We start from the raw sequence: 24,790 nt of genomic DNA, 5'->3' as shown, positions 1-24,790 counted from the left end.
ATCTTCATTTATAAGCAGTAGAAATAATAAAAAGATTTAGGAGATGATTCAACGATGTTTTTAGCATTATTTGGCGCAGTGGAGCAAGGAATCATCTATGCAATTATGGCACTTGGTGTATATTTAACGTTTCGGGTGTTAGATTTTCCGGATTTAACGGTTGATGGAAGCTTTGTAACAGGGGCGGCAACTGCAGCAACAATGATTTTGCTTGGCTACTCCCCAATCTTAGCGACTTTAGTGGCAATTGTTGCTGGATTTATTGCTGGATGTATGACAGGAATTCTTCACACGAAAGGAAAGATTAATCCACTATTATCAGGGATTTTAATGATGATTGCGTTATACTCGATTAACCTGCGCATCATGGGGTTAACTGCAGAAAATACGATAGGTCGCCCGAATATTCCACTACTAAACTCAGAAACGATTTTTTCAAAGTTTCAAGCATTTTGGAGTGATTTAGGGATCGATGCTGCTCTCAATAACCTATTAAAAGGCATGGGCTTTCAGCATGTACCAAATACATGGAGTGTGCTGATAGTCGTATTAATCATCACGATTTTAATTAAGTTAATAGCAGACTGGTTCTTGAAGACTGAGGTCGGGCTAGCTATCCGAGCAACTGGTGATAATAAACGAATGATTCGTAGCTTCTCTGCAAATACAGATACACTTATCATTTTAGGGCTTGGACTTTCCAATGCGCTTGTCGCATTTTCTGGAGCTTTAATCGCACAATATTCGAAGTTCTCCGATGTTAGTATGGGGATTGGTATGATTGTCATCGGTCTTGCATCGGTTATTATTGGTGAAGCTATTTTTGGGACAAAGACCATTATCCGTACAACTTTTGCAGTCATTGCAGGAGCTATCATTTACCGTATTATTTTAGCATTAGCATTACGTGTAGATTTCCTTGATTCAGGAGATATGAAATTAATTACGGCTATCATCGTTATTTTGGCGCTGATCTTACCACAATTTATCAATAAGAGTAAGGAACGTAAACGTAAGGCGAAGCGTGCTGCAGAGCTGTCACGAGTAAAAACAGTAGAGCAAGGAGGAAAAGGTCTTGCTTAAATTACATGGTATTAATAAGGTGTTTAATGAAGGAACACCAGATGAAAAAATTGCACTAGCAGAGATTAATCTACACTTAAAGCCAGGTGATTTTGTGACAATCATTGGTAGTAACGGTGCAGGGAAATCAACGATGATGAATATGATTTCAGGCGCCTTAACACCTGATTTTGGCACAGTTTCTATTGATGGTAATGATGTCACGAATTTGCCTGAATATAAACGCTCTCAATACATTGGTCGTGTGTTCCAAGACCCAATGGCGGGAACAGCTCCTACGATGACAATTGAAGAAAACTTAGCACTGGCCTATTCACGAAATAAGGGTAGAGGACTGCACATCGGTGTGGACAAAAAGCGTCGTACCTTGTTCAAAGAATCATTAGAAATGCTTGGTTTAAATCTGGAAGATCGGCTTTCTGCAAAAGTAGGCTTACTTTCAGGTGGGGAACGGCAAGCATTGTCACTGTTAATGGCTACTTTCACAAAGCCCTCTATTTTATTGCTGGATGAGCATACGGCTGCACTTGATCCATCACGTGCAGAATTAATTACCCGTATTACGAAGTATTTAGTTGAAAAAGATCAGTTAACGACATTAATGGTAACGCACAATATGCAACAAGCTTTGGATTTAGGGAATCGTCTTATTATGATGGACAAAGGCCAAATTATTTTAGAGGTTGCTGAAGACCGTAAGCATGAATTAACGATCCCAGATTTAATGGCCGAATTTGAACGCATTCGTGGGGAAAAAATGAATTCAGACCGTGCTTTATTAGGTTAATGACGAAACGCTCATACATTTGTATGGGCGTTTTTTATAGTGTTAAAAAAATCCATCAATAGCGTTTTTGTCAATGGTGAAAATGAATGTCCGTTGCAGGCTACTTGATTTCCTGTGGGGGAATGCCGATCTATCCGACGGGAGTCAAGTAGCCTTCCACTCCAACCTATTAATTGAGCAAAGGGGTTCACTACTGTTAGTATGAAAGAAAATGAAAAGACACATTTGCAGAATAGTTGATTGGAGTGGAGCCAGCGTCACTCCTAGGGGATTTAGCGTCATATAGGAGAAGCTGGAGCGAACGGAAGTGAGTGAAGCGGGCCTATCGGAAGCTGGCGGAACGGAGATTAACCCCTCGCATTGCCAGAATGTCACTTTCCGCAGGTAATATTATTTTTTTCAACAATATATATAACGCTCATGCACTAGTTTGAATGTTTTTTATTTAGGGTAATAAAAACGATTGATAAACTTTATCACAATAAAAAAGTCTCACTTGCTGAGAAGTGAGACTCTTCATTTTAAACGAGTAAGCCAAATAGTTGAATGTCGTTGTTTACTTCTTTGTATTTGAAGCCGAATTCATCCATTCGTGCAAGCAGCCCTTCATAATCCGCTTGATCGCCAAGCTCAATACCAACGAGGGCAGGACCACTTTCTTTATTGTTTTTCTTTGTGTATTCAAAGGTAGTAATATCGTCGTTAGGTCCTACAACGCTTGTGAGGAATTGACGTAATGCCCCTACGCGCTGAGGGAAGCTGACGATGAAGTAGTAAAGTAAGCCTTCGTGAATAAGCGACTTTTCTTTAATCTCCTGCATCCGTCCAATATCATTATTACCACCGCTAATAATGACCACGACTGATTTCCCTTTAATTTCTTCTTTATAAAAATCAAGAGCTGCCACTGATAGTGCCCCAGCAGGCTCGGCAATAATGGCATGTTTATTATATAGATCTAAAATCGTTGTACAAACTTTGCCTTCTGGTACAAGAATAATGTCGTCTAAATAGCGGCGACAAACATCATAAGTGTGATGGCCGACGCATTTTACGGCAGCGCCATCGACGAATTTATCAATCCAATCAAGAGCCACAGCGCCCCCTTCAGCAAAAGCAGCTTTCATACTGCCAGCACCAGCGGGCTCTACGCCAATAATTTTAGTAGAAGGGGAGAGGTTTTTAACGTAGGCAGAAACGCCAGACATTAAGCCGCCACCACCAATACTGCCAAAGACGTAGTCGATTGGCTCCTCCATGTCATTCATAATTTCTACTGCAACAGTTCCTTGACCAGCAATGACATCGAAATCATCGAATGGATGGATGAATATTTTATCGTGTTCTTCGCAATAGCTTAAGGCGCTTTCAGCAGAGTCATCGAACGTATCGCCTGCTAAAATAATCTCTACAAATTCGCGCCCAAACATTCGCACTTGGTCTATTTTTTGCTTTGGTGTTGTTTGAGGCATAAAAATGCTAGCCTGGATTTTTAATTGAGCACAGGCATAAGCTACACCTTGTGCATGATTGCCTGCGCTTGCACAGACAACACCAGCGTTGCGTGCTTCTTCCTCGATTTTTTTAATTTTATAATAGGCACCTCGGAGCTTGAATGAGCGCACATGTTGTAAATCTTCGCGTTTAAAGTAAATAGTAGCTCCGTATTTCTCGGATAAATAATCGTTTTTTTGTAGTGGTGTATGGACAACTACATCTTTTAAAAAATGATGTGCAATCAGGACATTCTCCACTTGCACGGTTCTAGTATCAGCAACTTCCATAGTATTCATCCTCCGTTATACGTTTAAAACATTTATCTATGATAGCACACTTTATTTGCTTTTGGTGGTTAATTTTTAGTAAATTCTAAATTTTCCGTGTCTATTTTATGATGTAAGCGTTTTATCGAATAAATGATGCCTCGAGCAATTGCTGAAACGTTACTTTTGGGACAAAAAGCATTTGCTGAATCAGGATAAATACAATTCTCATAACAAAAATGGTCAAGCATATACTAGATTAGCTGAGGACAAGTAGGAGGGTAAGTAGTGGAAATCATTCAAGGAATTCTATCTACATATTGGCAATTTTTTGATTGGGCGATGTGGCAGGAAGTATTAATGGACCCTGTATCCTGGGGGCTAATATCCTCATTAATTATTATAGAAGGGCTACTGTCAGCGGATAATGCACTTGTATTGGCAGTTCTTGTTAAACATTTACCAGATAAACAACGAAAGCGGGCATTAATGTACGGTATGCTAGGTGCCTATTTTTTTAGATTTTTATTTATTGGTATAGGTGTTTATCTTGTGGAATTTTGGTTTATTAAAGTGTTAGGTGCATTATATTTAGGCTGGCTCTGTGTAGCTCATTTTCTTCAAATTGGGAATGAGGATAGCGTGAAGGAAGTGAAAAAATCAGGATGGATGGTGCGACTCTTTGGAACCTTTTGGGCCACCGTCATTTCTGTCGAGCTAATGGATATTGCATTTTCGATCGACTCTATCTTTGCAGCCTTTGCCATATCAGATCAAGTGTGGGTACTTTTAATTGGGGGGATGTTAGGCATATTAATGATGAGGACAATTGCAGGTGTGTTTTTAATCATTATCGAAAAAATTCCAGAGCTTGAAGCAACGGCCTTTATTATAATAGGTGTTATTGGCTTAAAAATGCTAGTGAGTGTTGTTAATATTCATATCCCGCATTACTTATTCTTCCTATTCTTGGTGATTGCTTTTTCCATCACAATCATTGTGCATATGATGAAGAGGGTAAGAGCTGCCTAATTAAAAAGTACTGTTCTCCAAAAATGAGAACAGTACTTTTCTTATTGTCGAAAAACAGTCAATTGACAGATAGAAATGGATTTACGTTGCAGGCTACTTGCTTTCCTGTGGGCGAGCGTCGAGCTGTCCCACCGGAGTCAAGTAGCCTTCCACTCCAATCCACAAAAGTGTTACCTTTTTAGCAAAGATTTTCAAATAAAGTAAAGGTGTTCACTACTCTTTTATGAGATGTTGTCACTCATCACTTCTCTACATTGAAAATAAAAGCTTATCCCCTCTAAGAATAAAGGTAATGGGCGATTGGATCGCTATGCTACTACGAAAAAAAGTAAAGACACTTTGCAGAATGGTTGATTGGAGTGGAGCGGCACATCAGGGCGTTGGCGGAACGGAAATCAACCTCTCACCTTGCAAAGTTGCTTTTTCTGCCATTGACATCATCTTTTTTTATTTTACATATTTATCTGGGTCAACAATATAAAACTTTTCAACATTTAGCCAGCTTTCACTCATTGGTTCACCATCATCAATGCGCTTTTCAGTTTCCTGCATCATCCAACCAGTTTGGGATGAATGGGCTTGTAATGCTTTTAATTTGTCCATTTTCATTTCAGAAATATCATAGACAACATGTGGATCACCATTTTTTTCAATTGTATCATTGGCAAAGGCACAGCCTAATACTTGTGGTCGGGCAGCCTTAGGCATTCGACGAACAGCTTCAACTACAGCACGTGCTGTGGCTTCGTGGTCTGGATGGACAGCAAAGTCAGGTAAGAACGTGAAGATTAATGAAGGCATTAGCTCTTCGATTAACCCTTCAACTATTTTTACCATTTTCTCATCGTCTTCAAATTCGATTGTTTTATCTCGTAAACCTAGCATACGTAAATCTTGAATACCCATTGCCTCTGCTGCTGCTACCAATTCTTTGCGGCGGATTTCAGGCAAAGATTCGCGTGTTGCAAAGGGTGGATTACCTAAATTACGTCCCATTTCGCCTAATGTTAAACAGGCATATGTAACAGGTGTATTCATCTTCTTTGTATAGTAGGCGATTGTCCCAGCAACTGAAAAAGCTTCATCATCTGGGTGAGGGTACACAATTAAAATATGACGTTGTGGTTGTAAATTCAAATAGTCGTCCCCCTTAGTAAGTAAATGGCGTTTCGCTAATTTCAAGCGCAATCGCCAGTTTCCCTGAGTAGTCTAGTCCAGCCATTAATAAACGGCCTAAATCATCTAATTCAAAATGTGTAATGCCTTGTGCATAAACCCAGCCGTGAGGTAATTTTAAACCAACACGATGCGGTGCATGATCTACCACTTTAGCAAGCTCATAATTAATCTTAGCATTGCGAATAAAAGCACCTGCATTAAAGAATTTTTCATCATAGTGTGCTGCATAAGATCCATTTGTCGTCTCAAGATGAATATAAACGTCTTTGTTGGCGAAAGAATTCAGCAATTCCTGTAACGTCTCTACCTGTACTTCTTGCATCTTAACACTCCTCTCGATCATTTCTCCTTTTAGTATAGTAAAAAAAATTCGCAAAGGGAAATTGATTGCATTGTTATGACAATTTAATGACTCATGAAAAAATGAATCATTATCTATAATTCTATGATAAGTATTTAAGCAATATTCTTGAAAAAATTATTGTAATGTATCAATATAGGGAGTGTGAAAATAGTATGTACAAAATGTGTCGTTCTGTATTGTATCCGTTTTCACATCCGAAAAGATATTGCAACCATGACTTCTTCCTAATTCGTGTGTGTAGACAGCCCCGCCTGTTGAAGGGAGTATTATTTTAGTAATAACGGATTCTATCTTGGTACAATAGATGACGTTCCTTAGACAGGTGAAACAGGGTAGCTGTGAAAAGAGGAAGAAAAGTGAAGCTCATTATCATAGTATAGTAAAAAACCGCGATTCTCTTTTATGACGGAGAGTCGCGGTTTTTTGTCTTGATTCAGCAAATGTTTTTTTATACCAAAAGCGAAGCGTCCTATAAAGAGACTACCTCATCTATTGGTTATGTATTTATTAGTATCGATTAAGCTTTCGTTCGATTGTATCTAAACGGTTGTTGACATTTTGTAACTGTTTAAACATTTGCTTCATATAAAGATTTTGATCTTGTGTTTCAGTTGTTTTGGCTTGTGCCAATTCTTCCTCCTCCTGCAGAGCTAATATTGTGGCAAGGGTGGATAATGAGTAACCAAGTGTTAATATAATGGAAGCAATTACTTCAACTTTTGAAGCGGTGATATCCCCAGCTAATAAACCTGATTCTTCCGTTAAGTCCTCTGCCTTGTTTTTTTTCATCTTTTCCCCTCCCATACAGCTAATATATGGGATATGTAGCCCTAACGTATCTTGTCCACTTTTTATCTTTAGCAAGCAAATGATTCATCATGAACAGAGTGTTTACCATTGGTAATTTTTAAAAAGGATGTCTCCAAAATTCTTTGAGACATCCTTTCTATGTTAAATTTCAGTTACTGTTACTGGAGGAGCACCAAAGCGAGATTTCGCTCCATGCATGACTGGTCCTACATATTCATTTAGCGCCCAGCCATGGGCAATGGCAGCAGATACAAATTCTTTCGCTTCAATGACAGAATCTTTAATAGAAAGACCGTTAGCAAGGTTGGCTGTTACAGAAGCTGCAAATGTACAACCAGCGCCATGATTATAAGTAGACGCGACCTTTTCCGATTCTAATAAGAAGAATGTTTCACCGTCGAAGAAAAGGTCTGTTGCTTTTTCAGTAGCTAATGCTTTTCCACCTTTAATGACAACAGCCTTAGCCCCTAATTCGTGAATTTTACGAGCAGCAATTTTCATGTCGTCAATGTTTTTTGGTGTACCTGTGCCAGCTAATTGTCCTGCTTCAAAAAGGTTTGGTGTTGTTATAGTTGCTAGTGGTAGAAGATGTTGCACCATAGCATCAGTATTTCCAGGATTCAGTACTTCATCGTCACCTTTACATACCATAACAGGGTCGATGACGACATTTGAAGTGCCAGATTTTGCGATAGCTTCTCCAGCGATACGAATAATCTCTTCTGTTGAAAGCATTCCTGTCTTAATGGCATCAATTCCTGTTGAAAGGGCGGTATCAATTTGTTTTTGAAGAAGCTTTGTTGGCAATGGTGTGACGTTATGTGTCCAGCCATTCGGATCCATTGTTACGACTACTGTTAAAGCCACCATCCCATATGTACCGTGCTCCTGGAATGTTTTCAGGTCAGCTTGCATACCTGCGCCACCTGATGTATCTGAACCAGCAATTGTTAATGTTTTTTTTAGAGTCATGTGAAAGATCTCCTTTAGCATTGAGAGTTGTAAAATTACCATCTAGTATAATCCGAAACTGATTCTATAAAAATAGTCAGAATATGATATTTACATATGGTCAGTTTGAACTGATGCTTGAATTCATGTTTGATTTTTTGTACCGTTGTAAGAAGAGAAAGGGGCTTAAAGAACGATGAAACAAGTATTCCCGAATGATTGGCAAGAAATACTCGCAGAAGAATTGAAAAAACCATACTATCACAAACTACGTCAATTTGTAGCAAATGAATATTCGACGCAAATGATTTATCCACCAATGACTGATGTGATGAATGCCTTTTATACAACAGCTTACCATGATGTAAAGGTTGTTATTTTAGGACAAGATCCTTATCACGGTCCGAATCAAGCACATGGCTTAAGCTTTTCCGTTAAACCAGGTATTCCACATCCACCAAGCTTGCGAAACATGTTGCAAGAGCTGCAAGATGATTTAGGCTGTCCTATTCCTCCAAATGGAACATTAACAAAATGGGCAGAGCAAGGTGTTATGCTTTTAAATACTGTGCTTACTGTTCGAGCAGGACAGGCTCATTCTCATAAAGATCAAGGGTGGGAGCAATTTACCGACGCTGTTATCGACCAATTAGCAGCAAGGGAAGAGCCGCTAATTTTTGTACTGTGGGGTAAACCAGCACAGCGTAAAAAGCAATTGATACGTAAATATAAAACACCACATGTTATACTCGAAGCGCCACATCCGAGTCCACTCAGTGCTTACCGAGGATTCTTTGGTAGTAAACCTTATTCAAAAATTAATCAACAATTGGTGGAATGGGGCAAACAGCCAATTGATTGGTGTCTAGTATAGATTGGCACAAATCGTTTTCTTTATACACTTTATAAATCATGATACAGTTAATATAGAAGAAAGTGTGGGACAATAATGAAGGTGAATTGTTTCAAGTGTCAATTTTTCAAAGTAACCTGGGACACTCAAACGCCACGAGCCTGTGCAGCATATGGCTTTAAAACAAAGCAAATACCATCCGTTGTCGTGAAGCAATCTTCAGGCATGGAGTGTTTAAAATTTGTACCAAAAATAGAAGGGGGGAGAATGTCATGATTCCTTATCAAGCCGTGATACAGCAACTTGAAAAACAATTATCTGGCGCAAAAAATGCAGGAAATGATCAGCAAATTCGCGAGGCACTTACAGCTATTCGAGCATTATGTGATGTGGTATTAGATTCTCCAAACGATACGCCAGCCATCACAACACCTAAGCATATACCTCAAATGCTTGTGTCTGAGTCAAAACAAGCAACTTTATACACATCAAAAATTGAAGAAGATGGAGCAAATGGTGACTCCATTTTTGATTTTTAATCCATTTAAAAGGTAGGGTACGAGAAATGAAAAGATTCATCGTGACAGGTGCTCTTCATGGCCTATTAGCAGTGGCATTGGGTGCATTTGGTGCACATGCGTTAAAGGAAATATTAGATGAATATAGCCGAGGAATTTGGGAGACTGCTGTTCAATATCAAATGTTTCATGCAACAGGGCTGCTGGTCATTGGTCTATTAATGAGCTCTAAACTATTAGGTGAAGTAAAGCAATTAAATGTAGCAGGTATTTTCTTTAATCTGGGCATTGTGTTCTTCTCAGGTAGCTTATATGTACTGGCGATAAGTGGAATTAAAGTATTGGGTGCCATTACACCAATTGGTGGCGTCCTATTCTTAGCTGGATGGTTACTCATTATTTTATCTGCTTTAAAACATGCTCGCTAATTTAAAGTTAAGACTCTCTTACATTATTTGTAGGAGAGTTTTTTTGTTATAAACGAATTTTTTACGTTGGCGATTTAAATCCTATTCATTTTGTAAGAATTTATAGTACACTACTATTATTACTTGCAATATTTCGAAAATACAAAAAGAGAGGTTATGTAGTATGGAAAAACTATTTGCATTAATAGATGGGTACTATAATGAAATGGTAGGGATTCGTCGTCATTTACATGAATACCCTGAATTATCCTTTGAGGAAGTGGAGACGCCAGCCTATATAGCTGCTTTTCATAGAGAATTGGGTCATGAGGTTCGTGAAGGAGTAGGGGGACGTGGCGTAGTAGCTATATTATGTAGCGGAAAACCTGGTAAGACAGTAGCATTACGTGCTGATTTTGATGCATTAGCGATACAAGAGGAAAATGATGTACCTTATAAATCTAAAGTAGCTGGAAAAATGCATGCATGTGGACATGATGGTCATACAGCAACATTGCTTGGGCTAGCTAAAGCACTCAATGCGATGAAGGATGAAATAACAGGCAATGTGGTGTTTATTCACCAGCATGCAGAGGAAGTAGCACCAGGTGGCGCAAAGCCAATGATAGAGGATGGTTGTTTAGATGGCGTAGATGTTATTTTTGGTACGCACTTATGGGCGCCTACACCACTAGGAGAAATTTTAGTGAAGGATGGAGCCATTATGGCAGCTGCGGATAAAGTAGAAATCACGGTTCAAGGGAAAGGCGGTCATGGCGCAGAGCCACATCATTCCATCGATGCTGTTACCCTTGCCTCACAATTTGTGGTCAATGCTCAACAACTTGTTTCAAGACGCATTGATCCATTAAAATCAGCTGTTTTAACAATTGGTCATTTGGAGGCTATTAATCCGTTTAATGTGATTGCGGATCGAGTGATTTTAGCAGGAACAATTCGTACCTTTGAAGAAGAAGTACGTTCACAAATGGAGCAGGAACTAGAAGCAGTTTTAAATGCGACATGTCTGGCATTTGGGGCAAGCTATGAATATCGTTATACAAGAGGTTATCCGCCTGTATATAACCATCAAAAAGAAACAGAGTTTGTAGCACAGTTGGCGTCTACTGTTCCAGGTGTGGAGCAAGTAATAACATGTCCACCGTTTATGATTGGGGAAGATTTTGCCTATTATTTAGAAAAGGTACCGGGTACTTTCTTCTTCACAGGTGCTAAAAAGCCGGAATGGGAAACTGCCTATCCACATCATCATGCACGCTTTGATTTTGATGAACGTGCCATGCTAATAGCTGCGAAAACTTTAGGGAAAGCAACTTTAACGTATCTAAAAGAGCACTAAATATAGTGAATGATAAAAATCCGCCTACACTCATCGACTTTTGTCAGTGAGCGTATAGCGGATTTTTACATTACAAGATGGCATTATGGATTTTGATTAAAGTAAGCCATTTCCTCATCGTATTCAGCAAAATCGAAATAAATCATAGGGAATAGGAAGCGATGATTGGATTTTAGTTCACGAATAATGACATGATCACGACCAGCGGCTTCTACCACACCACGAACAGTTTTTGTATTTTTTCCCTGTTCCACAGCATGTTCGAAAGAAAAATGGAAGGTAGCTGGTTTTCCGCGATTCAAACGTAAAATATTTTCTATATAGGACTCCTCACGACCAGGTGGTCGTCCGCTCGGAAGAGTGACTGGAGGAGGAGTCATTTGTTGTTGCGTTGTTGGTGTCCAATAATAAGGCATCATCAATTATCAACCTACTTTCTTTTTAAATTTGAGGACAATCTTGTTCAGATGGCGAGAAAAAGCAATGAGATTTGAATCTGCCAGTATTCCATTGACCATACCATTGTGCGGGACAATCCCCCGCTGGCATGAAAAACCACAAGGAGCGAGTAGCTGGATGAAATCTTTCCCCTTGAATCACCCTTTTCGCTAAACGAATGTCTTGTTCACGGGCCCGCTGATAAAAATAACCCTTTTGTGTTGCTTCAAATCCTCCCGGACGCTGATAAACCATTTGCTCAATCGTTCGAATATCACCAAAATCTAAACAGTCACCTCTTACACGATTAACGCCAACATTCCCAACCATCAGCATGCCTAGCTCTCCTTCACCTTCTGCTTCGGCACGCATTAGCCTTGCTAGTAGGGCAGTCTGTGCATCATTCGTCTTGATAACAGCGATTTTCATACCTCCTCGCAGACAGTATATGCACGAGGGTATTGTAGACATGTTCAATTTTGATAAGAAAGACAATCACACATTAAAGTTACTATGCATATAGTAATCATAACGATAAGTGCCTAGAAAATAATTGAAAACGCTACAAGATCCGATAGTCTTTTAGTCAAAACGGGTAAATAGAAAAAGATAGAATTAGGGGAATGTGAGATGGATGATTTGCATGTGTATTCAATACATGTGAGGTGAGTACTTATGGAAATTGGAGTTTGGTTTGGAATTTTATTAAGTGCGGTACTGGCTTTTCTATTGGGCGAGTTTTATGGACAGCCGCTCCATTGGTATCTCTTTATTGTCATAATTGTAATCGGTTTTTTTATTCAAACTGTTATTTTGATTTTAAAAGTAAAGGACGAACACTCTTGAGGAAGTATGCAAAAGTTGAATGGATGAATGAACAAAGTGTCATCGCAGAGAGATGGCACTTTTTTATATTACAAGTATATTAAAGATAGAGCGAGACATACTAAAAGTGACTTTATTTTTGCTTTCAAGAAGGAGCGTTTTCATGCGTATTTTTAGTATGTTTGTAGCCATTATCATCAGTGCTTTTTTAGCAGTTGGGATAGCAGAATACTATCATCAACCATATAATTGGTATTTAGTTTTTCTCATGGTTCTTACTGGGTTCTTTATTCACATCATTATTTTAATATTTGAATCTGAGAATGCTGAAGAAAACGAAATTTAAAAATGCGAGTCCGTTGTGGAGGACTCGCATTTTCTATGTGTATTAAACAGTTAAGAACTTAACTAATTTATCGTTATCAAGTAGGTTTCCGACGAAGAATGCACCGAACTCACCATAGCGAGCAGACACTTCATCAAAGCGCATTTCATATACTAATTTTTTGAATTGTAATACATCGTCTGCGAATAGTGTTACGCCCCATTCGTGATCATCGAAGCCTACTGAGCCAGTAATAATTTGTTTCACTTTACCTGCATAGCCACGACCAATCATTCCATGAGAACGCATTAATGATTTACGCTCATCCATTGATAGCATGTACCAGTTATCGTTGCCTTGACGGCGTTTATCCATTGGGTAGAAGCATACATATTTGGCACGTGGAAGTTCTGGGTATAAACGTGCACGTACATGTGGGTTTTGGTAAGGATCCTCATTTGATTCGCCAGCTAAATAGTTTGAAAGCTCCACAACAGATACATAAGAATATGTAGGAATTGTAAAATCAGCAATTGCTAATTTATTGAATTCTGCTTCAATCTCTTGTAGTTCATCCATTGTTTCACGCAATGTCATAACCATAAAGTCAGCTTTTTGACCCACGATAGCATAAAAGGCATGAGCGCCTGTTTTAGCGATATCTGCTTCGTTCAATTTTTCTAAATAAGCAATAAATTCCTCTATTGCTGCTTGACGTTCTTCTGCAGAAACAAGTTTCCAAGAAGCCCAGTCGATTGAGCGGAAATCATGTAAAGCGTACCATCCATCTAATGTAATTGCTGCTTCATTCATTATTGAAACACTCCTTTATAAGTGAATACCATTCAAAATTAGTTTATCATAGTTTGTACAAAATCCCTAAGTTCATGACAGTAATTCACGAATTTGACACCAACTAAAGATGATGTATTCTAAGAAGAAGATATGTGACTAGAGGAGTACCAATATGAAAAGTATTTTACAACAGCCAATTTGGCGTTTTTATGATCAATCCATTAGTGCCAAGCAACGATCACCATTAGAATCGTTTGCAACGGATGATACGTTGTGCCAATTAGTTGGACAATTAACTTCTCCGCCAACTATTCGTACATGGGTCCATGAGGCATCCGTTGTGCTTGGTATTCAAGATCATCGTTTGCCGTATGTTCAGCAAGGTATGGATTTACTAGAGTCTAGAGGCTATCATCCAATCGTTCGTAACTCTGGTGGATTAGCAGTTGTGCTAGATGAAGGAGTCCTCAATATTTCTATTGTATTGTCTGAACAATCAGAGTCGCTTAGTATAAACGATGGCTATGATGTGATGGTAGACCTTGTGAAGGGATTGTTTCCAGAAGTAGCTGATAAAATAGAAGCTTATGAAATTGTAGGCTCCTATTGCCCTGGCTCTTATGATCTAAGTATTGAGGGGAAAAAATTTGCTGGTATATCCCAAAGACGCTTACGCCAAGGAGTGGCTGTGCAAATTTATTTATGTATTGAAGGAAGTGGCTCACAACGTGCGGCACTCATTCGTGACTTTTATGAAGTAAGCTTGCGACAAGAGGAGACAAAGTTTATTTATCCTCAAATCGTACCTGAAGTGATGGCATCATTATCAGAGCTTGTTGACCCCGATTTAACAGTAGAAGGGGTGGTTATTCGTCTACAGCAATTACTTCATCAGTTGTCCGAGGAAGTTCGTCCACAATCTTTCTATGATGAAGAATTAATATTATACGGTTTCTATTTACAGCGAGTATTTGAGCGTAATGCCAAAATGCTTGAACGAAAATAATAGGCTGATTATATGAAACATAAAAGGGAAAAGCGATGCTGCTAATTTAGCGCATCGCCATTTTCTGATTGATAAACTGGGCCACTTGTTACGAGATTTCCGTTTTTCTCCATTTTGAAAACGGGTGCAATTCGCTCTTCTTCTTCATCCAGTGTTACAAGACGTCGAGCACGATTCATAATTTGAACAAACTGCTCGTAATCTTTGCGGATTGCTCGATTTTCTTCCTCTAGTTTTGTAATAGTTTTCTCTAGTTTTTTATTTTTCTCAGATGTTACATGTACTAGCTGTCTCCATTTTGAAGATTCATTTCCTACTTCACCAGAATGCTGTAAACGTAGTAAATAAGCTATCACAATATCAAGAGAAAGAGCAGATAGCGGAATTGATTTTCCTTCCGCAGCACTATTATTCACGGTAAACATACTAGAGGCACGACGTCTCGCTGGTGCTCCTAACACTCGCATTCTCTCTTTTCTTTCTTTTTTAGCCTCTGCTAATTGTTCCTCATATTCTTTACGAACAACCGCATTCCAACGGAAACCACAGGCTGCAGCAGTACGATTTAATGCATCACCAGCTTCTTCAAAAGCATTGAGCTGTGTGCTACCTTCCGTCACATGACGAATAACCGCCTCTGCTAATAATTCATCGTTTTCTTGTAACCAAGCATCTTGTCTTATTTTACTCATCTTAAAATCCTCCCACCTTTATTTGGAACTTGTTATGTAAGACTAGCATGACCAATCTTTTAACCTTTTATTCATCTATGTAGAAGGAATTATGCTTGAATAGAAGGGGAAAAGTACGATACAATACCCGATGTAGGTTTGTGCACATGCTGCATACTTAAATATGTGAAGGTCATGTGTTCAATAGAGCGATATTTTGTTGAAAAAATACTATATAGAAAGGGTTGTTGACAAAATGGCAAACGAATTTAAAGTTTGCGATGAATGTCAGGCCGTTAACTTAAAGACGTTAATTCCAAAATTAAAGGAAATCGATCCTGATGCAACCATCGAAATTGGCTGTCATTCTTATTGTGGCCCAGGACGCAAAAAAACATTCACCTTTGTAAATAGTCGCCCTGTTGCAGCACTAACAGAAGACGAACTAATGGAAAAGGTTTTAGCAAAATTAAAGAATAAGTAAAATAAAAAGCTATCTCTATTTGTTAGGGATAGCTTTTCATGTTGTTGAAAAAAGATATTGTCATTAGTAGAAAATGACCTTTTGGCAAGGTGAGGAGGTGATTTCCGTTCCGCCAGCGTCCTTTCCAGGGAGACGTCACTCTAATCAACCGTACTACAAAAGTGTCTTTTTTGTCTTACATACTAGTAGTAGTGAATAAAATAGCCCATGATTTCTATTTTTAAAGAAAGGATAGCCTCTTAATTTTCAATGTGGAGAAGTGATTGATTTCAACAACCATCATCTTCGTTTGATTTGTAAAAGCTTTGCTAAATTTTGTTGAACGGAAAATCTTTCCCACCTCTCATCTTTCATAAAAATGCCATTGTTTTTCAACACTTTGCTATCTCTACATATTAGGTATAGCATTTGCTTTGTATATTTTTAAGTTGCTGTGAATATTAGATCAATAGAAATTTACAATAAATAGGCATATGGCGAAAAAAGGTTGTTAGTATCTATAGAAAAAAGTTAATAAGTATGCTAGTCCTAGATTTATGGCATATAATAGAACTATCACAAAATGGAGGTGCTATCCAAATGACATATGCAAACGCTAAATTACAAGAAGAGAAGGTATTTAAAGACCCTGTTCACCGATATGTACATGTTCGCGATCAAGTGATATGGGATTTAGTGGGTACAAGAGAATTTCAGCGTTTACGCAGAGTTCGTCAGCTAGGTACCACATTTTTAGTATTTCATGGGGCGGAACACAGCCGCTTTAGTCATTCACTTGGTGTTTACGAAATTGTACGCCGCATAGTAGATGATATCTTCGTCGGTCGTCCCGATTGGGATGAAGGGGAAAGACTATTAGTATTATGTGCAGCCCTTTTGCATGATTTAGGGCACGGTCCATTTTCACATGCCTTTGAAAATGTCTTCGAGCTGGATCATGAATACTATACAAGGCAAATTTTATTAGGGGATACAGAGGTAAATGCTGTTTTAAGAAAAGTAGCAGATGATTTTCCAGAAAAGGTCTCGCAAGTGATTGAAAAGACATATCCGAATAAGCAAGTCATCAGTTTAATTTCCAGCCAAATTGATGCGGATCGTATGGATTACTTACAACGTGATGCTTATTTTACAGGTGTCAGCTATGGTCACTTTGATATGGAGCGGATTTTAAGAGTAATGCGTCCACGTAAAAACCAAGTGGTTATTAAAGCAACAGGCATGCATGCAGTGGAAGATTATATTATGAGCCGCTATCAAATGTACTTGCAAATTTATTTCCACCCTGTGTCACGGAGTGCGGAAGTTATTTTAAATAATATTTTAAAAAGAGTTAAACAATTAAGCCAAGAAGGTTATACATTTAAGCATGAACCTACTCACTTCTTAGCATTTTTTCGCAATGCTATTACATTAGAGGATTATCTTGCTTTAGATGAGAGTATACTTTTTACATATTTTCAGCTATGGATGCAAGAGGGGGATGCTATTCTAAGTGATTTAAGTCGACGCTTTGTTAATCGTAAGCTATTCCAATACATTGATTTAGATCCCGGTGTTGAGCTAGATAAATATCAAAAACTACAAGAGCTTTTCAAGCAAGCAGACCTGAATCCAGATTATTATCTTGTTCATGATACAACGGCAGATTTGCCCTATGATTTTTATAGACCTGGGGAGGAAGAGGTGCGTGTGCCGATTTTTCTAGAAATGAAAAATGGCGAGCTACGAGAGCTTTCGCGTGAATCCATCATCGTTGATTCCATTTCAGGTCGTATGAAACGAGACCATAAAATCTATTTTCCATTAGATTTCTTAGAGGATGACTCTATTCACTCAACTATTAAAAAACAAATCTTAACACTGTTAAGAGAAGACAGCAAATAAAATAAGAATAAACAAAGCAGTAAACACGTTCAAATAAGAGCGTTGTTTACTGCTTTTTTGTATGTATACATGATTTGTTTAGAATTTGTTCAGGACCCCTAGTTATAATGGAACAAAAATCCTAAAGGGGGGTGAGGCCAATTATTGTAGGTGTCACAAAAGTAGTGCTTATAAAATAAAAAGTGAAAAAGGCTATAATTTGTTAATTCTTATGACCTATGTTAGCATACAATTTGGCTTTTATTCACAAGAGTGACAAGTTAATTTTAGGAAAGAGGGAGCAACTGATTGTTTGTAGCACGCCTTTCCTAAACAGTGAAAGGAAGCTATCGTCATAGCAAACAATTCAAGCTCTCTATCTATTAGAAAAGAGGAGAGACATGAGGAAAAAAATGAACATTGCTATGCTGACCATGTTGTTAGTGTTCCAAACACTACTAAGTCCACTGTCAGCATTTGCAGCAGATGACCTTTCAACACCACCAGTCGCAAATGACAATGGTGCGGAGGCCGGAATGGCAGAAAACCTATCTACGCCTGTCGACGATGGCACAGATTTGACAGAAGACAACACAGGTGAAGAAGACCTTTCTACAACTCCATCGGAAAATGAAAACACGGAGCAAGCTCCTGAGGGCGAGGCTCCTGAAGAAGAAAAAGCAGCAGATGAGCCTGTGAAAACATTGCCAATGAATGAGGCACCATTAGCGGCTCAAGAAATTCCAGCTTCACTATCATCATTTGTGATGAAAATTGGTGGAACAACGGTTGGAGCAGGTGAATTTGGTACAGAGCTAGATCCAAATACAACAGCTAACTTCACTGTTAAATTTTCCGTACCAATGCAAGATAGTCAAGGCGAAGCATGGGGAGACGGGAGCTGGTTTGAATTCCAACTGCCGCAATCATTAATTGACTTTGATGGGGCATTTACAGGAAGCAGAACAGTGAACGGTATCACATATAATTATGTAACTACAGATAATAAAGTACGTGTAGAGTTAAGCGGTATGGAACCAGGCTCAGGCAGCTCTCAACCGGAGGAATTAAGCATTACATTTAATTCTGGATTTAACCTCCTTTCTGATAACATTGAGCAAGAGCTGGAAATTCCAGCAGCCACTGGTGGTAGTGAGATAATTAAAGCTCAATTTAGTTTTTTACCTTCAACGAGCAACAAAAAGGTAAGTAAGTCAAAACTAGGCACTCCTACACCAACAGCAAGTGGTAACCATGAAATGGAATGGCAAGTATGGGTTAATGAAGCGGGTAAATCATTAAGCAATCCAACTTTGACAGACGATCCAACATCACATGAAATTATGGCTAATTCCGTGAATGTATATCAATATGTGGTTGGTCTTAATGGTGTAAGAACAAGTACTGAAATAAATGTTCTTACAAATGGTAGTTGGAGCGATATTGAAAGTAAGTTGACTGGTAAATATGCATATAAAATTACGTACAAAACGTCTGTAACATTAGATGCTGATAAACGTGATGGTGCAGTTAACTTTCATAACAAGGTACTATTTACTAACAATGGGCAACTAGAAACTTCTAATACGGCTACTCACACCATTACGTATGGTAAAGCACTAGATAAAAAGCTAGTGAGCAATACAAACTATGAAACAAAATGGCGTATTGATTATAATCATAATCTGTTAAGTATCGATCAAGCTGATGCCTATATTGAAGATACAATCCAAGGTCCTCACGAAATTGATGCATCAAGCATTAAAGTATATAAAATGAATGATGCGGCTGGCAATGTGGCGACAACAGTTTCGGAAGCTAATAGAGTAACAAGTGGATTTACTATTACTCCTACTCCTGCAACTGGAGATGTTAAAAGTTTCACATTAACCTTTGATAACGGTATTTCAGATGCCTATACAATAGTGTATGATGCGAACTATACTAAACAGGATTTTTATGAAAATGAAGCAGGTCTGTTTAACAATAGTGTGACAAGTGGTTCAGGTAAAGAGAAGAATATAGACTATGCACTTACAGAAAACTTATTAAAAAAATCATATACAGTTGATTTTGATAAAAAAGTAATTACATGGACGGTCGACATTATATCTGATAATCCAACTAAACCAATTAACAACCTAAAACTAACAGATACATTTACAGCAGGTGCTGCAGATGGGGTGCATGAGTTAATAGATAACACTGTAAAGCTTAATGGTATAGCAACTACTTATACTCTAATTGATGGAGATAAGAAAAAAGGCTTTACAATTTCAGGTATTAATGTACCAGCAGGTAGTACATCAACTATCACTTATCAAACGAGCTTCGCAATTGGTGATGAGGGTACTGTACAAAAGCAAGGGTATGGCAATACAGCTGCTACAGAGTGGACTAGTGGAGGTAAAACATATAAAAAGTCATCTTCAACGAGTTATATCCCACAGTCAACTACTGTTAACAATGGCAGCAAATCGGGAACCTTTAACTACTCCACGCAGCGATTTACATGGGATGTGAAAGTGAATATCAATAAAAAGGATATTAATGGAGCCGTTTTAATTGATACAGTTGGTGAGGGACATAAGTATTTACCGGGAACAATTGAAGTATTACCTTTAACTGACTTAGGTGGTAGTGATACAGGTGGAACGATTGGTACTACACCGATTAACTCGAGTAATTACACAATCTCGGCTGAATCAGATAAAGGCTTTACATTAAAATTCAGTGATTCCTTAGCAGGAGACATAAACTACCAAGCATACGTTGTTCGTTATAACACAATGGATGACGATCATATTTTAGGTATTGGTTCTGATACGGCTACTGATAGAGGGAATGTTTACACGAATGATGCCACATTTAAAACAAAAGGTACGCAAGAATTTACGCTTGAATCAAAGCCAGTAACGATTGACGAGGATGTAGCGAATAATTTAGTGACAAAAAATACACCACAACAAAACGCGAATACAGAAACAATTACTTGGACATTAGATGTGAATAGATCTCATTCTAATTTAGGTCAAAATGTCATCTTAACAGATTTACCAGGTAATAATTTAATGTTATTGGAAAGTAGTATTCTATTAACACCATATACAGTATCTAAAACTGGTATTCAAAAAGGAACTACTTGGCAAACACCTTCGCAATTAGGGGTAACGGTCATATTCGATACACAAGGTGGCTTTAGCCTCGAATTTCCTGATTTAAATCAAAAGGGGTATCAAGTACAGTATAAAACAATAGGCTTTGGTCAATTTGGGGATGCATTGGAAAATACAGCAACATTGCATTATACGGGTCAAACAAAAGCTAATCAAAAAACAGAGAGCGACTATAAGGATAAATTTAGCTTTAGTAGCTCTGAATCAGATTTTACGTCAACACGAGGCAGTGCTAAATTTAAAAAGATTGGTATCGATTCAGCTACAGGCCAATTTAAAGAAAATTTAGCTGGTGTTGAATTCCAACTTATTAAAAAAACTGCAAAACCGAATGAATATATTATCCAAACAGCTACTACAGATGTAAATGGTGAATTCACATTTGAAAATGTACCGTACAACGATTATCTTATTCGTGAAGTAGCTGCACCAACTGGTTATAGTAAAATGTCTGACTTTAAATTTAAGTTAGATGAAAACACGACACTAGATAAGCAACCAGACTTCATTACACAACTTGTCAATACAACACCAATCATTGGTGGTAGTTGTACACAATTTGAAATAGCTATTAAGGATGTTGATGGTCATTCCATTACAACAGGCACAGTTACATTAAAGGATCACAATGGTATAGAAACAGCGCCGTACACAGTAACAAATGGCAAAGTGACATTACCGAATCATTTTACTGCTGGTGAGTATACAGTAACTCATTCAGTTGAAGGTGAATTAGGGAAGGTAACAGTGAAATATGACGGCGGATGTAAAGCTGAGGTTCAACCAGTACCAAAATGTGAAAACTACACAATTGTTGTGAAAGATGATCAAGGTAATATTCGTACTAATATTTTAGAATTAACATTAAAGCAAGGTACTACAGTAGTGACAAAGGTATCTCCTGACGCATCAGGTAAGTTTATTGTTGAATCCAATCAAAACGATCCTACTAATGGTGTAAAACCTGGTGAATATACATTGTATGAGGGTAATCAATTCTTAGGTACAGTCACACTAACGTACAAGAAAAGCTGCGATTATGAATTTACAATTATACAAGCACCGAAGTGCGAAACATTCGAATTAACGGTCAAAGATGTTGATGGAGAATTAGTAGCAGATAAAACGGAAGTAACAATTAAAGATATAGATGGCAAGACGGTAGCTACTGAAGAAACAAAAGACGGTAAAGTAGAATTAAAAGATTTAGAACCAGGTGTTTACGTAGTATTTGATAAGGATGGCAATAAAATTGGCGATTTCGCAAGTAATATTCATTGTCAAGCAACGGTTCAACCAAAACCGGCTTGCGAGCGCTTTACTGTAGCATTGAAAGATGAAAATAATGTGTTGGTTAAGGCTGGTAAAGATGTTGTCATTAAAGATAAACAAGGTAACATTATTTCAACAGTAATAGAAGCAGATGGTAGTATTACATTTATTTCTGAAGATGTACCTGCAGGAAAGTACGAGGTTTACGACAACAAAGTTTATTTAGGCGAAATTGAAGTTTCTTATAAACAAACTTGTAAAGCTGAATTACCTATTGCTCCAGCTTGTCCAAACTTCACATTAACAATCAACAATATGTATGGTCAGCCACGTGAAGGTGTGAAAGTTACGTTTACAGATGAAAATGGTAAAGCGGTAGAAGAGAATGGGTTAATAGAATTTGTTACAGATAGCAAAGGGCAAATTAAGATTAACCACTCATTGATCAAACCAGGTAAATATATAGTTAGGGAGAATGGTAATACCATTATTGGGACAGTTACAGTAGGTAATACATGTGAGGCTAAAATACAGCCGACACCACCTACAACAGATCCAGGACAACCAGTAGAGCCAAACAATCCAAACCCAGATCCAACTAAACCAGTAGATCCAACTAACCCAAATCCAGATCCAACTAAACCAGAAGATCCAAACAATCCAAACCCAGATCCAACTAAACCAGTAGATCCAAATAATCCAAATCCAGATCCAACTAAACCGGTAGATCCAAATAAGCCGAACACAGATTCAAATAAACCAGTGGATCCAAGTAAGCCAACGACAGATCCTAACAAACCAACGACCCCTGATAATGGTGGTACATCAGTACAAAATGTGATTGATCAAGGGAAGCAATTACCACCATATCATCCATCTAACGCTACAAAAGATACGTTAGATGCCTATAAAGATTTCCTTAATAGATATAGTAAGCTATCTAAAGACCAACAGGCAGAGGTAGCCCAAGCGATTGATATTAATCAAATCAAGGCAGACACAGCACGCTTAGAAGCGCTGCTAAGAGCACAAGGTAAATTACCACAAACAGATGGAGCAAATCAAACAGCTCTTGTCTTTGTTGGTTTACTACTTGTAGCTGGGGCAGTATGGTTTATGCGCCGCCGTGAAACAGAGGTATAATAAGAAAAAGCGTCATCCTTTTTAGGATGGCGCTTTTTGCGTATTGCTTGCATCAAAAGGTTCCTTTGGCATTTTCTAACGAGTAGCTTTGAACAAAATCTGCTTGTAATGCCAGTCGTTTAGAACCTTTTTCTGCACATGTAATCAATGTTAGTGTAGTTTGATTGGGAATATCGTCAATGATATAAACATCAGTTGCAGCAATGATTTTTTTCGTTGTTAATTTATACTCATAGACATCTTTCATATCCGTGATATAGATGATACCGCCAATTTGTGCTTGATAGAGTGGGCTGAATAAAATATCTTTTTCCTCAAAGTAGTGACCAGCCAATGCATAGTTCCCTTGACCGAGCTGTTGGTTGGGTTTCATCGTACCTGCTCCAATAGCAAGTACAGAATGGCCGACACCTTTTAAAATTGGTAGCTGCATATGTACACTTGGAACAGCAATACTGCCGATAACAGGCATATTACTAGCTTTTACTTGTGCTTGGAGTACCTCAGCGATAGATAATGATTGAACGGCTTCAAACTCAAAATCAGCTGCTGCTTTTTTGTTTTTTTCAATGTCTTTAACGCTGTAGTCAGTTGTATTTAATTGGTCACTCAAATGAGCGATAATAGCATGTTGAATCGGATTAATAAATATTAATAATAGGCCAAAAAGTAACACGCAAACGAGCAAGGTCAGTCTAAATTTATTCATTTTGTATAACACATCCTAGTTATTGAAATAACGGAACGATGATTGTCAGTTTAAAAATGGGTAGAGCTAAGATGCTCTACCCATCTTCATCTTATTTATCACTAAAACGAACGCCTGCAACCCCATAATGGTTTTTTGACATTTCTTCGATAAAAACTGTTACATTTTCTGCAGGTGCATTAACTGTACGCGAAACGGCCTCTGTTACTTCCTTTACAAGGGCGCGTTTTTGCTCCTCTGTACGACCTTCAAGCATTTTCACTGTTACGTATGGCATAATATTGCCTCCTTTATAGAATAATGTTGTATAGTTAGTTTATAAGAAAGTATAAACTTCTTACTTGCGTTGAGGCATAAGTGCGCGTTAGAAATAGTGTGTTATACGACAAAATATACGCGATATGCTTTCCTTTATAATAGCAGAATGGAGGATATTTAAGTATGGCAAATGAAGAAAAACCAAAACAAAAAATGGGTTTTACCATTATAAAAAACGATCCAACAGATGGACATAAAGGGTTTGGAATTGGTTCACTTTCATTAGAGAATGTATCGCCTGTTATGATTGATGTAGAAGAGGGGACAGCTACTGTTGAAATTGGTGCCATGCATGCACGAAGTGATGTTGAGCGAGGTATTAAATTTACGATGGACCGTGCTGATTCAGAAGGTGGGAAATCCTATTGGTTAGTGTGGGTGACGGTAGACCATAAAGAAGATGGACCCTATTATGCGGGTGTAACAGCTTGTGAAATGGTCGTTAACCGTGAAAAAAGACGTGGCTATAAAATTCTAGCTGACCATGTGAACAAAATGGATAAATCCATGAAGCGTCAGATTATTGTAGAGCATATGGATGCACCGTCTAAAAAAGTGTTGGCTACTTTCCTAGAGCAACTTAATCCAGATTTGTGGGGACGTAGTGATGAGCAACTGCGTCAAGACTTATTTGTCGAATAGACCAATAATGATT

The 24,790-nt window shown here is 38.1% G+C and carries 26 protein-coding genes; 15 read left to right on the top strand and 11 right to left on the bottom strand.

What is annotated here, in order from left to right:
* Positions 1–54: 54 nt before the first annotated feature.
* The gene (locus MHI34_RS04570; protein ID WP_036117424.1) at positions 55–1,083 is read left to right on the top strand and encodes an ABC transporter permease; all 1,029 of its coding nucleotides are present in this window, start codon (positions 55–57) and stop codon (positions 1,081–1,083) included.
* Positions 1,076–1,870, top strand: coding sequence for an ABC transporter ATP-binding protein (locus tag MHI34_RS04565; RefSeq protein WP_036117422.1), 795 nt, complete (start codon positions 1,076–1,078; stop codon positions 1,868–1,870). Before MHI34_RS04570 ends, MHI34_RS04565 begins: the two co-directional genes overlap by 8 nt.
* Positions 1,871–2,391: 521 nt before the next feature.
* Here MHI34_RS04565 and ilvA read toward each other — a convergent pair.
* Entirely contained in the window at positions 2,392–3,654 is a 1,263-nt protein-coding gene (gene ilvA, locus MHI34_RS04560; RefSeq protein ID WP_342504148.1) for a threonine ammonia-lyase IlvA, read from the bottom strand.
* Between the two features lie 267 nt (positions 3,655–3,921).
* Between ilvA and MHI34_RS04555 the strand changes: the two genes are divergently transcribed.
* On the top strand, positions 3,922–4,665 hold the full coding sequence (locus MHI34_RS04555; protein ID WP_036117400.1) for a TerC family protein: 744 nt from the start codon (positions 3,922–3,924) through the stop codon (positions 4,663–4,665).
* Positions 4,666–5,112: 447 nt separating this feature from the next.
* Here the strand turns inward: MHI34_RS04555 and bshB2 are convergent, their stop codons facing one another.
* From bshB2 to thiD, 4 genes are all read right to left on the bottom strand, one after another.
* Positions 5,113–5,802: a bacillithiol biosynthesis deacetylase BshB2 gene (bshB2, locus tag MHI34_RS04550; protein ID WP_036117397.1), complete on the bottom strand. Its 690-nt coding sequence runs from the start codon at positions 5,800–5,802 to the stop codon at positions 5,113–5,115.
* 13 nt (positions 5,803–5,815) lie between these two features.
* Positions 5,816–6,166, bottom strand: coding sequence for a YojF family protein (locus MHI34_RS04545; RefSeq protein WP_036117395.1), 351 nt, complete (start codon positions 6,164–6,166; stop codon positions 5,816–5,818).
* A 549-nt stretch (positions 6,167–6,715) separates the two neighbouring features.
* Positions 6,716–6,997, bottom strand: a complete 282-nt coding sequence (locus MHI34_RS04540; protein WP_036117393.1) for a hypothetical protein — start codon at positions 6,995–6,997, stop codon at positions 6,716–6,718.
* Between the two features lie 162 nt (positions 6,998–7,159).
* A complete protein-coding gene (thiD, locus tag MHI34_RS04535; RefSeq protein WP_036117391.1) occupies positions 7,160–7,990 on the bottom strand; it encodes a bifunctional hydroxymethylpyrimidine kinase/phosphomethylpyrimidine kinase in 831 nt (276 codons plus the stop codon).
* A gap of 175 nt (positions 7,991–8,165) precedes the next feature.
* On the opposite strand from thiD, the gene MHI34_RS04530 reads away from it, so the two are divergent.
* The 5 genes from MHI34_RS04530 (at position 8,166) to MHI34_RS04510 (ending at position 11,107) form a co-directional block, all read left to right on the top strand.
* Positions 8,166–8,843: a uracil-DNA glycosylase gene (locus tag MHI34_RS04530; protein ID WP_036117389.1), complete on the top strand. Its 678-nt coding sequence runs from the start codon at positions 8,166–8,168 to the stop codon at positions 8,841–8,843.
* Positions 8,844–8,918: 75 nt separating this feature from the next.
* The gene (locus MHI34_RS04525) at positions 8,919–9,098 is read left to right on the top strand and encodes a uracil-DNA glycosylase (protein WP_342504147.1); all 180 of its coding nucleotides are present in this window, start codon (positions 8,919–8,921) and stop codon (positions 9,096–9,098) included.
* Positions 9,095–9,361: a YwdI family protein gene (locus MHI34_RS04520; RefSeq protein WP_036117384.1), complete on the top strand. Its 267-nt coding sequence runs from the start codon at positions 9,095–9,097 to the stop codon at positions 9,359–9,361. Before MHI34_RS04525 ends, MHI34_RS04520 begins: the two co-directional genes overlap by 4 nt.
* A 26-nt stretch (positions 9,362–9,387) precedes the next feature.
* Complete coding sequence (locus MHI34_RS04515) at positions 9,388–9,768, top strand: DUF423 domain-containing protein (protein ID WP_036117383.1); 381 nt, start codon at positions 9,388–9,390, stop codon at positions 9,766–9,768.
* Between the two features lie 163 nt (positions 9,769–9,931).
* Positions 9,932–11,107, top strand: coding sequence for a M20 family metallopeptidase (locus tag MHI34_RS04510; protein WP_036117381.1), 1,176 nt, complete (start codon positions 9,932–9,934; stop codon positions 11,105–11,107).
* A gap of 83 nt (positions 11,108–11,190) precedes the next feature.
* On the opposite strand, the gene gerQ is transcribed toward MHI34_RS04510, so the two are convergent.
* Entirely contained in the window at positions 11,191–11,526 is a 336-nt protein-coding gene (gerQ, locus tag MHI34_RS04505; RefSeq protein ID WP_004227629.1) for a spore coat protein GerQ, read from the bottom strand.
* Between the two features lie 22 nt (positions 11,527–11,548).
* Positions 11,549–11,974 (bottom strand): cell wall hydrolase, encoded by a 426-nt coding sequence (locus MHI34_RS04500; RefSeq protein WP_036117377.1) that lies wholly within the window; start codon positions 11,972–11,974, stop codon positions 11,549–11,551.
* A 246-nt stretch (positions 11,975–12,220) separates the two neighbouring features.
* On the opposite strand from MHI34_RS04500, the gene MHI34_RS04495 reads away from it, so the two are divergent.
* A complete protein-coding gene (locus MHI34_RS04495) occupies positions 12,221–12,391 on the top strand; it encodes a hypothetical protein (RefSeq protein WP_170829838.1) in 171 nt (56 codons plus the stop codon).
* Between the two features lie 142 nt (positions 12,392–12,533).
* Positions 12,534–12,716 (top strand): hypothetical protein, encoded by a 183-nt coding sequence (locus tag MHI34_RS04490; RefSeq protein WP_036117367.1) that lies wholly within the window; start codon positions 12,534–12,536, stop codon positions 12,714–12,716.
* 42 nt (positions 12,717–12,758) lie between these two features.
* Here the strand turns inward: MHI34_RS04490 and hemQ are convergent, their stop codons facing one another.
* The gene (hemQ, locus tag MHI34_RS04485; protein ID WP_036117365.1) at positions 12,759–13,508 is read right to left on the bottom strand and encodes a hydrogen peroxide-dependent heme synthase; all 750 of its coding nucleotides are present in this window, start codon (positions 13,506–13,508) and stop codon (positions 12,759–12,761) included.
* Positions 13,509–13,662: 154 nt separating this feature from the next.
* Between hemQ and MHI34_RS04480 the strand changes: the two genes are divergently transcribed.
* Complete coding sequence (locus MHI34_RS04480; protein WP_058844320.1) at positions 13,663–14,496, top strand: lipoate--protein ligase family protein; 834 nt, start codon at positions 13,663–13,665, stop codon at positions 14,494–14,496.
* A 41-nt stretch (positions 14,497–14,537) separates the two neighbouring features.
* On the opposite strand, the gene MHI34_RS04475 is transcribed toward MHI34_RS04480, so the two are convergent.
* The gene (locus MHI34_RS04475) at positions 14,538–15,188 is read right to left on the bottom strand and encodes an RsfA family transcriptional regulator (RefSeq protein WP_036117361.1); all 651 of its coding nucleotides are present in this window, start codon (positions 15,186–15,188) and stop codon (positions 14,538–14,540) included.
* Positions 15,189–15,423: 235 nt separating this feature from the next.
* Here MHI34_RS04475 and MHI34_RS04470 point away from each other — a divergent pair, with 235 nt between their 5' ends.
* The 3 genes from MHI34_RS04470 (at position 15,424) to MHI34_RS04460 (ending at position 23,108) form a co-directional block, all read left to right on the top strand.
* Complete coding sequence (locus tag MHI34_RS04470; RefSeq protein WP_036117359.1) at positions 15,424–15,651, top strand: DUF1450 domain-containing protein; 228 nt, start codon at positions 15,424–15,426, stop codon at positions 15,649–15,651.
* A gap of 579 nt (positions 15,652–16,230) precedes the next feature.
* Positions 16,231–17,538, top strand: a complete 1,308-nt coding sequence (locus tag MHI34_RS04465) for an HD domain-containing protein (protein ID WP_080717019.1) — start codon at positions 16,231–16,233, stop codon at positions 17,536–17,538.
* Between the two features lie 380 nt (positions 17,539–17,918).
* A complete protein-coding gene (locus tag MHI34_RS04460; protein ID WP_342504146.1) occupies positions 17,919–23,108 on the top strand; it encodes a collagen binding domain-containing protein in 5,190 nt (1,729 codons plus the stop codon).
* A gap of 52 nt (positions 23,109–23,160) precedes the next feature.
* Here MHI34_RS04460 and MHI34_RS04455 read toward each other — a convergent pair whose 3' ends face one another.
* A complete protein-coding gene (locus MHI34_RS04455) occupies positions 23,161–23,817 on the bottom strand; it encodes a class A sortase (RefSeq protein WP_342504145.1) in 657 nt (218 codons plus the stop codon).
* 91 nt (positions 23,818–23,908) lie between these two features.
* Positions 23,909–24,094 carry a 2-hydroxymuconate tautomerase gene (locus MHI34_RS04450; RefSeq protein WP_004231516.1) on the bottom strand — a complete coding sequence of 62 codons (186 nt, stop codon included), beginning with the start codon at positions 24,092–24,094 and terminating at the stop codon, positions 23,909–23,911.
* Positions 24,095–24,258: 164 nt separating this feature from the next.
* Here MHI34_RS04450 and MHI34_RS04445 point away from each other — a divergent pair, with 164 nt between their 5' ends.
* Positions 24,259–24,777, top strand: a complete 519-nt coding sequence (locus MHI34_RS04445) for a YwhD family protein (RefSeq protein ID WP_036121521.1) — start codon at positions 24,259–24,261, stop codon at positions 24,775–24,777.
* The last annotated feature ends 13 nt before the right edge of the window (positions 24,778–24,790 follow it).

The sequence above is a fragment of the Lysinibacillus sp. FSL L8-0126 genome, assembly GCF_038630385.1.
GTDB lineage: Bacteria > Bacillota > Bacilli > Bacillales_A > Planococcaceae > Lysinibacillus > Lysinibacillus fusiformis_D.
This window is presented reverse-complemented; position numbering and strand designations above follow the sequence as displayed.

Bases quoted from the DNA above. Each gene is read 5' to 3' on its own strand.
- MHI34_RS04450 (WP_004231516.1), bottom strand. From the start codon at position 24,094: ATGCCATACGTAACAGTGAAAATGCTTGAAGGTCGTACAGAGGAGCAA.
- MHI34_RS04570 (WP_036117424.1), top strand. From the start codon at position 55: ATGTTTTTAGCATTATTTGGCGCAGTGGAGCAAGGAATCATCTATGCA.
- thiD (WP_036117391.1), bottom strand. From the start codon at position 7,990: ATGACTCTAAAAAAAACATTAACAATTGCTGGTTCAGATACATCAGGT.
- MHI34_RS04455 (WP_342504145.1), bottom strand. From the start codon at position 23,817: ATGAATAAATTTAGACTGACCTTGCTCGTTTGCGTGTTACTTTTTGGC.
- MHI34_RS04530 (WP_036117389.1), top strand. From the start codon at position 8,166: ATGAAACAAGTATTCCCGAATGATTGGCAAGAAATACTCGCAGAAGAA.
- MHI34_RS04510 (WP_036117381.1), top strand. From the start codon at position 9,932: ATGGAAAAACTATTTGCATTAATAGATGGGTACTATAATGAAATGGTA.
- MHI34_RS04520 (WP_036117384.1), top strand. From the start codon at position 9,095: ATGATTCCTTATCAAGCCGTGATACAGCAACTTGAAAAACAATTATCT.
- MHI34_RS04445 (WP_036121521.1), top strand. From the start codon at position 24,259: ATGGCAAATGAAGAAAAACCAAAACAAAAAATGGGTTTTACCATTATA.
- MHI34_RS04545 (WP_036117395.1), bottom strand. From the start codon at position 6,166: ATGCAAGAAGTACAGGTAGAGACGTTACAGGAATTGCTGAATTCTTTC.
- MHI34_RS04500 (WP_036117377.1), bottom strand. From the start codon at position 11,974: ATGAAAATCGCTGTTATCAAGACGAATGATGCACAGACTGCCCTACTA.
- MHI34_RS04460 (WP_342504146.1), top strand. From the start codon at position 17,919: ATGAGGAAAAAAATGAACATTGCTATGCTGACCATGTTGTTAGTGTTC.
- MHI34_RS04465 (WP_080717019.1), top strand. From the start codon at position 16,231: ATGACATATGCAAACGCTAAATTACAAGAAGAGAAGGTATTTAAAGAC.
- MHI34_RS04475 (WP_036117361.1), bottom strand. From the start codon at position 15,188: ATGAGTAAAATAAGACAAGATGCTTGGTTACAAGAAAACGATGAATTA.
- MHI34_RS04490 (WP_036117367.1), top strand. From the start codon at position 12,534: ATGCGTATTTTTAGTATGTTTGTAGCCATTATCATCAGTGCTTTTTTA.
- gerQ (WP_004227629.1), bottom strand. From the start codon at position 11,526: ATGATGCCTTATTATTGGACACCAACAACGCAACAACAAATGACTCCT.
- MHI34_RS04515 (WP_036117383.1), top strand. From the start codon at position 9,388: ATGAAAAGATTCATCGTGACAGGTGCTCTTCATGGCCTATTAGCAGTG.
- MHI34_RS04495 (WP_170829838.1), top strand. From the start codon at position 12,221: ATGGAAATTGGAGTTTGGTTTGGAATTTTATTAAGTGCGGTACTGGCT.
- ilvA (WP_342504148.1), bottom strand. From the start codon at position 3,654: ATGGAAGTTGCTGATACTAGAACCGTGCAAGTGGAGAATGTCCTGATT.
- hemQ (WP_036117365.1), bottom strand. From the start codon at position 13,508: ATGAATGAAGCAGCAATTACATTAGATGGATGGTACGCTTTACATGAT.
- MHI34_RS04480 (WP_058844320.1), top strand. From the start codon at position 13,663: ATGAAAAGTATTTTACAACAGCCAATTTGGCGTTTTTATGATCAATCC.
- MHI34_RS04470 (WP_036117359.1), top strand. From the start codon at position 15,424: ATGGCAAACGAATTTAAAGTTTGCGATGAATGTCAGGCCGTTAACTTA.
- MHI34_RS04540 (WP_036117393.1), bottom strand. From the start codon at position 6,997: ATGAAAAAAAACAAGGCAGAGGACTTAACGGAAGAATCAGGTTTATTA.
- MHI34_RS04525 (WP_342504147.1), top strand. From the start codon at position 8,919: ATGAAGGTGAATTGTTTCAAGTGTCAATTTTTCAAAGTAACCTGGGAC.